Here is a 7,642-nt window from a genome sequence, read left to right on the forward strand (position 1 = left end):
CCTCTCCCTCTTCGCCCAGCTCCTGCAGGATGCTGCTGCTTGCACCCCCCGCCACCGTTGAGGTGACTGACCCGCCCTGCCGCTGTTTTGAAACCCTGCGAAGCGTCTTCTTCAACTGATCCAGGGTGAGCGGTTTGTGCAAACATTCATCCATGCCCGCTTCCAGGGCCTGCTGACGCATTTCATCGAAGGTAAAAGCCGTCAGCCCAACCAGATAGGGCTGCTGCCCCGCCGGCAAAAGGCTGCGGATGCGGCGCGCCGTTTCCAAACCATCCATTTCCGGCATCTGCACATCCAGCAGCACCAGGTCAAACGGCTGAGCTTGGAGCAAAGCCAGCGCTTCCGCTCCGCTGGCGGCCCCGCCGGCCAGGTAACCCAACTGTTGCAGAAAAAGCAGGACCACCTTGCGATTCAGCCCATTGTCATCCACCACCAGCACTTGCAAGGGATAACGCTGCGAAAAATCACTCATCGCAACCGGTTTTTCATCCCCCATTTTCAAACCGGCTGCCTGCTGAACCGGGTCACGGATGAAGATTTGCTCCAAAGCTGCGGTCAATTGAGAAAATTTGACAGGCGTGTAAATTACGGCAGCAACCTTCAATTCTTCCTGGTCAACGGACTTCGGGCTGCCATACGGTTTCATCTGAAGCCATAGCGATTGATCAGATACAAGATGCTTCCAGCCCTCGGCAAATTCCATTTTAGCCTGCTCACCCTGCCAGTGCTGATCCACCACGCCAACATCGTAGGGCTGACCGCTTTTCAAAAAATCCAGCGCCTGAGTGTGACCGACCGGGCTAAAGGCTTCCATGCCGCGCCGGGCAGCAAAACATTCCAGCATCCGCCGGGTATTGGCATCGTGGCTGAGAATGAGCAGTTTCTTCCCCTTCAGGCGGGGATATTCCGGCACGGGCATCTCACAGGGGAACGGTGCTACAAACTGAAAAGTAGAACCCTCACCCGGCTGGCTTTCCACCCAAATTTTGCCGCCCATGGCCTCCACCAGCCGGCGGCAAATGGCCAGCCCCAATCCTGTTCCCCCAAAACGTTGAGATACCTCGCTGCCCGCCTGAGAAAACTCCTCAAACAGCAAGGGGAGGCGTTCCGGGGGAATGCCAATGCCGGTATCGGCAACCCGAAAATGCAACTGTACTCGCCCATCCGGCAGGGCTTCCCCTTCTCGTTCAACCGAGAGATTGACCCCCCCGCTTTCGGTGAACTTGACCGCATTGGCAAGCAGGTTGACCAAAATTTGTCGCAGACGACCTTCATCACCCCGCAATCGGCAGGCAACTTCAGATCCAATCCAGAAAGTCAAATTCAACCCCCGCGAACTGGCCTGCGGGGCAACCATCTCCAAAGCATCTTCCAGGCAGGTTTCCAGATCAAATTCTTCATCCTGTAACTGTACGCGCCCGGCTTCAATTTTGGAATAATCCAGCACCTCATTAATTACGGTGAGCAGCGTGCTGCCTGCCGTGCGAATTGCCTGCACATAATCGGTTTGGTCTGCCGAAAGGCGGGTATTCAACAACAGGCTGGTCATTCCCAGTACGGCGTTGATGGGCGTGCGAATTTCATGGCTCATATTGGCCAGAAAAAGTGATTTGGCTCGGGTGGCATCTTCGGCAGCCTCTTTTGCCTGCCGGAGGTTTTTTTCCATCTGACGAAAAGTGCTGATGTCCTGCAGGAGAATCAATCTGCCAGCCGGCCCTCCCCACCAGGTGGACATCTGCCAGGTTGCCAGCCGCAAGGTTTTCACCATACCCTGCCGGTTGATTTCCAGCTCTGTTTCGAATCGTTCCCGCTCACCAGCCTGCCCGAAAATGCCCGCCCATTCCGGAAAATACTCCTTCAACGGCACACCGATGGCTTCGCGCATGGCAACCCCCAAAAACTGCTCGGCGGCCGGGTTGAGATCAACAATTCGTCCGGCACGATTGATGACAATCACACTATCATCCATCGCCTCCAAAATCAACGTGCGTACCTCCGGTACCACATCCAGCATGCGGTAGCGAAACACGCCCAGCGAGAGGATCGGCACACTGACCGCAAAAGCCAGTGAGGTGATGTGAATGTTGCGCCAGGGTGTCGGTGTTAGAAAAAGATAGATAGCGGTCAGCAGCGGTAGCATAGCGCCCAGCAGCAAAATCAACACCTGCTGGCGGCGGTAAAAATGGGTGTGGAAAAAGTAATCAATCAGCAACCCCAAACAAGCCAGCGCCGTGAGTGAAGTGTAGATCATAAAAAAATGGAAGGCTGGGCCGGGTTGGTAGCCCATCACCACAAAACTCTGATAAATTTCAAGTCGTGGATTGCTGTAAAACCAGTTGTGCAGTGAATTGGTCGCCACCAGCAGCCAGAGTAGGCTACATGCCAGAATGGTTAGGGTTAACCATGCGCGCGAGAAACGGGACTTTCTGCCCGTGTATTCCAGTGTGAACCATAAAAAGCCAACCGGCATCATCAGGATGCCAAAGTACTTTAAAATGTAAAATCCCTCTTTGACATTCAGCGGGATGCTGACCATTTCAAACATGTAAAATAACGTGTACAGGCCAATACCCATACTCAACACGCCAAACGGACGGGCAGCCGGTACAGTCTTTCTCAGGTTCGAGTAGGCTGCCAGCGTAAAAGAGAGAACAGCCGCAAAATTAAGCACAACCAGATAGAGGGCAATTTGGGTATTCATCCAGTGAACAAATCATTACGGTATCAGAGAATAAAAATAAATGTCCCCCAGGGTGGTCACAACCGCTATTCGAGTTTGATCGGGTGAAAACCGAATTTCCCGCACTGGCACGCCAACTTCTATCCGATTCAAAACACTTCCATCCTCAACCTGCTGAAGGGTAACCACACCACTTTTATCTGCCCACAGGATGTTTTCGCCATCGGCAGAAAATGCCAGTGCGGTGAAAGTACTCTCGGTCTGAATTTCGGCGACCAGCCGGCCGGAGGGAATTTCCCAAACCCGCACCGGAGGCAGGGAGGCTGCCGTCATCATCCGTTTGCCATCCGCGCTGAGCGCCAGCCATTGGACGGGCTGATCCAGTACGCTTCGTTGAAAGATAGGCTGGCGGGTTTGTAACCCCCAAATGATCACCTGCCCATCGAACAGCCCGGCCGCAATTGAACCGCTCTCCGGTGAAGCAGTCAAACGTTGAATGGGAGAGGGGGCGCGCAACAGGTCGCCATCTCGCTGCTGAATGCCCAATGACCAGATTTCCACGCTTTGCAGATCACTCTCATAGACCAGCGTCAGCAAGTCAGAGGTGACAAAATCGAACATGCCAATCCAGCTGCCGGGCAAACCGCTGGGCGGCGGCGATTCAATCTCCAAATTCCATTCCGGCAGCGACCATGCCCACAGCAATTGACCGGCGCAAACCGTACGATCCACCGCCGGCGAAATTCGACAGAGGGCTTTACTGCCTGCCAGGTCCACATAACGCAGTGTTCCGTAATTCTGCGGGTCGTATGCCGAAAGCCCGCCGCCCGCCGAGACCACCACAAATGTATCGTCGGGTGACCAATCAAAAGAATTGACCTGCGTTCCGCTCAGGTAAATTCCCGGCGGTGGCGGCGTACCGATGATCTCTTCGACTTCTTCGGTTGCTTCTACTTCTTCGGTAGCCTGCGGAGTGATGATCACCTGGGTTTCGATCACCGGGGTTTCCTGCGGCGGCTGATAATTCAACTGGGTGGGAAGCGGCTGCAAACCACTCAACCGCAGCGGGCTGTTGGGGCTGAACCAGAGGGTAAATACCACCACCCCCAGCACTACTGCAAACAGGAGGATACCCAGAATCGCCCCCCAACGAACCGGAGATTCCTTTTGTCGCACGACACTTGCCGGCGCAGGCGGAACTTTTTGAGCCTGTTGGCGCAATTGCTCGATGGCGGCCGTTTCAACAAAGGGGGTTACACTCGGCTGCTCACCATCCGATATTCCCCGCAGCGGAAAAGCTTCCTGCTCAGTTTCTTCACCCTGGACGAAGGGTGGTGGTTGGCTTTCTTCTTCAGGCAAGACCACTTCATCTCGCAGCGAGAGCAGGCTTTCAAACCCGGCCGGTTCTTCGGCGGGCGGTGGTGAAACCGGCGGGGGGGAGGGCTGGCCCGGTTGGAATACTGCTGGTTGTGATGGTTTTTCAACCGTCGGGGGCGGTTTGTGAGCCGATTCCAGCACCTGCAGGGCTTTGCGGGCTATCTGGCTGTCCGGAATTAACTTCAAGCATTGTTTGAGGGTGGCGATTCGTCGAGCATCGTCCGGCATGGTATCCGCCAGCCAGATCCACGCCATTTCATTGGTCGGCTCTTTCTGCACCAGTTGCAGCAAAATCTGCCGGGCAGTTTTCTTGTCTCCCGCCCTCGCCAGTTGGATTGCCCTGTTCAGATCCTGAGAAGACATGGCTGCTGTTTCCCTGTCTTAATCATTATACCTTATGTCTAAAAAGGGGATTTCCCTATGGGGAGATGATTAAGCCCGGCAGCATTTCGCTTACCGGGCCTGAATATATCTTAAAGTCAGTTGGGGATAAATCCTTCTGTACCTGATTTCAGAATTTTACCCCCTCCCACCTCCCCAAAATCGCCGGGGTGATTTTGCGAGAGGCGCAGGAGGGGGTGCATTTCGCTGCTCACCGGGTTTGGTGCTTATCCCAAACCACCGTTATCTTTCAGACTTTTTGCATCACCAGTTTGCGCACTTCTTCCAGTTTTCCGGCGCTGCCCAATTTTTCGTTCTTATGGGCAATGAATTTGGCATATTCCGCCATGAATACCTTGCCAATCGGACGCAGGTCAAAGTTCTCCGGGTGATCGCGGAAGTATTCGCGGTGCACCCGTGTCCACACCAGCCGTCCATCGGTATCAATATTGACCTTGGTCACACCCAATTCTGCCGCGCGGCGGAAACTGTTTTCATCCACGCCTTTGGCGCCTTTCAACTGCCCGCCAGCCGCATTGATGCGCTCCACCTCTTCCTGCGGCACCGAGCTGCTGCCGTGCATCACCAGCGGAAAACCGGGCAATTCTTTTTGAATCTGCTCCAGCACATCAAAGCGCAGCCCCTGCGAACCGCTGAATTTATAAGCGCCGTGACTGGTGCCAATCGCCACTGCCAGCGAATCGCAGCCGGTGCGTTCCACAAATTCGCGGGCTTTCTTGGGGTCGGTCAATTTGGCATCCGCCTCATCCACCGCCACATGCTCTTCGACCCCACCCAGTTGCCCCAATTCGGCTTCCACCACCACCCCTTTGGCGTGAGCGGCCTCTACCACCCGGCGGGTAATGGCAATGTTGGTTTCAAAATCCTCGTGGCTGGCATCAATCATCACCGACGAATAAAAACCACTGTTGATGCAGTCGTAGCAGGTCTCCTCATCGCCATGATCGAGATGAACGGCAAAAATGGCTTCGGGGAAGATTTGATCGGCCGCCCGAATCAGGGCTTCCAGCATCAGTTTATGGGTATACGAGCGCGCCCCTTTGCTGATTTGAATAATAAACGGCGCCTGACTGTCCAGATTGCCGCGGAACAGTCCCATGGTTTGTTCCAGATTGTTGATGTTGTAGGCACCAATGGCATACTTACCATACGCAGCTTTGAATAATTCTTTGGTTGTAACAATCATCTGACACACTCCCTTAACAAGTAGAATGAACGCTCAGACCGCAACAGCAAGCGGTGAACGAAAACAGCGGTTTGGCTGCCATCTGCGGTAACTCAATTATACCCAAATTATCAGTGACAGACACCGCTTCCGCTGTCCGATGCGCCCATGCCGGCTACCGGTACAAATTCCCAGTAGTAACCGTTACCTTTCAACGACACTTTCAACACCCCATAGGTGTACAAAATCCTTTTTTCGCTATGCGCTGCCACCTCTCCAATGCCGCGCAGGCCTGCCCCGCCGGTACCCACAATAAACTGACGGATACCGCGTTCCGCATCAGGTTGACCATTCGGATTCAGCGGCGCAAACCGCTCATAATGATGATCATGCCCGTTGATAATCACGTCCGCGCCGGCTTCGTAAAGGGCTTTCCAGAACGGACGCACAACCTCGTTGCCGCCCCGCGTCCCCGAGGTGAACAACGGGTAATGCCAGATTGCCAGCGTGCAAAGATTTGGATGTTCCGCCAGGTCTTCTTTCAGCCACTCCATCTGCGGCGAATCCTCACCGCAGCCGCCGGCATATTCACAGACGCTGTTCAGGACGATGATATGCCACTCTCCCAGATCAAAACTGTAATAGCCTTTGCCGGGTTCACCAGCACGCTCGCCAAAATAGGCGTAATAAGGAGCACCTTGTGAAGTGAGAAGATCGTGGTTGCCGGCTGCCGGGTAGATGCGTTCCTTATGCCGTCCCCAGCTGGGGTTGAAACACATCTGGTAATTGGCTGCCGTTCCCTCTTCGTTGGAATTATCACCGGCAGTGAATACCGTACCGGGAATTTGATCGAGAAGCGCGGCAGTGTACTGGCTACCTTCTTCGCCACAGATGGCAATATCCCCGGCGCCCACCAGAATCGCTTCGTTCTTGAACAGCAATTCTTCCGCCAGTGCGGCATAGCCCTGACCATTGCGCCGCAGAACTTCAAGATAATATCCGCCGGTTTCTCCCCAAATGGCTGCAGCCTCAATATGCTTGCCGTTTACCCAATCGTTGTAAGCGCGGACAATTTGCAAACCGCGCGGCGCACCCGCAGCCTGTACCTGCCTGCCCCAATCCATTAAGCTGCGCTCCAACTCAGACAGCTGATTACCATCCCACGCTTCTACCTGCAAAGTGGTACTCTCAGAGGGAGCAGGTTCAATCGGTGTTTGCGGGTAGAGGTCCACCCACAAGTCGGGTTGCTTTGAACAACGGTCATAATTGTTAAAAACCTGCATGATCAGGTAAAACCGCTGCTCGCGGTTGGCTTCCACCCAGCGGCTGAGCATCCCGCAGCCATCATCCATCTCATCCACATCCACGATCAGCGCAAACCGGCGTTCCAGCCGCCAGATGTTGGGATGCGTTGCAAAAGAATGATACACATCATCCAGGGTTTGCTGGATAAATGCAGCAGATGGATCACTTTGTTTTTCAATGTCCAGCAGCACCCCCCAGTAAAAATCCTGCTGGCGGCTGGCTTGCAGAATTGCAGCCAGGAAAGACTTTGCGCTGTCGTCTTTCCAGTACATTGCGGCTGCCTGAATGCCTGCCTGTTTCATCTCCCCAATTTGAGCCTCGATCACCGCCGCATCCCGCGAATCATAACTGCCGCGGGCAGGCTGCAGACCGATTGCCGTCCAGTCTTCTTTCTGCATCGGATAATACAGGGCAACCCGCAGCGGCAGACTCAAATCGTTGGCTGCCGGGGTCGGGGTCAGGGTGGGTGTCGGCGATGGAAGCGGCGTAGCGGTGTGAGCCGGTGTAACCGTTGCAGTTGGTTCGATCACCTCCGCTGTGGGGGTGGCTGGCGGCGGCGGAACAGCACACCCGCTCAGCCATAACCCAACGACCAAAAGGGTTTGCCAGACTTTGTTCATTCGTAACCGTTGGAATTTCATTCCACACCTCCCTTCCGCGTTTCTGCAATTCATTCAAACGGTTGTTATTATTGTACTGAAAGTACAGGTATA

At 54.5% G+C, this 7,642-nt stretch carries 4 protein-coding genes; all 4 read right to left on the reverse strand.

Annotation, left to right across the window (positions count from 1 at the left end; all coding sequences use genetic code 11):
• The coding region (locus tag VAE48_RS15755; RefSeq protein WP_322794292.1) for a hybrid sensor histidine kinase/response regulator at positions 1-2,701 on the reverse strand (2,701 nt) is incomplete at its 3' end.
• A 15-nt stretch (positions 2,702-2,716) separates the two neighbouring features.
• Complete coding sequence (locus tag VAE48_RS15760; RefSeq protein WP_322794293.1) at positions 2,717-4,420, reverse strand: WD40 repeat domain-containing protein; 1,704 nt, start codon at positions 4,418-4,420, stop codon at positions 2,717-2,719.
• A gap of 268 nt (positions 4,421-4,688) precedes the next feature.
• A complete protein-coding gene (locus tag VAE48_RS15765; RefSeq protein WP_322794294.1) occupies positions 4,689-5,645 on the reverse strand; it encodes a ketose-bisphosphate aldolase in 957 nt (318 codons plus the stop codon).
• A 110-nt stretch (positions 5,646-5,755) separates the two neighbouring features.
• Complete coding sequence (locus VAE48_RS15770) at positions 5,756-7,570, reverse strand: metallophosphoesterase (RefSeq protein WP_322794295.1); 1,815 nt, start codon at positions 7,568-7,570, stop codon at positions 5,756-5,758.
• Positions 7,571-7,642: the final 72 nt, after the last annotated feature.

It is taken from the genome of Bellilinea sp. (assembly GCF_034432615.1).
In the GTDB taxonomy this organism is placed as follows: domain Bacteria; phylum Chloroflexota; class Anaerolineae; order Anaerolineales; family Anaerolineaceae; genus Bellilinea.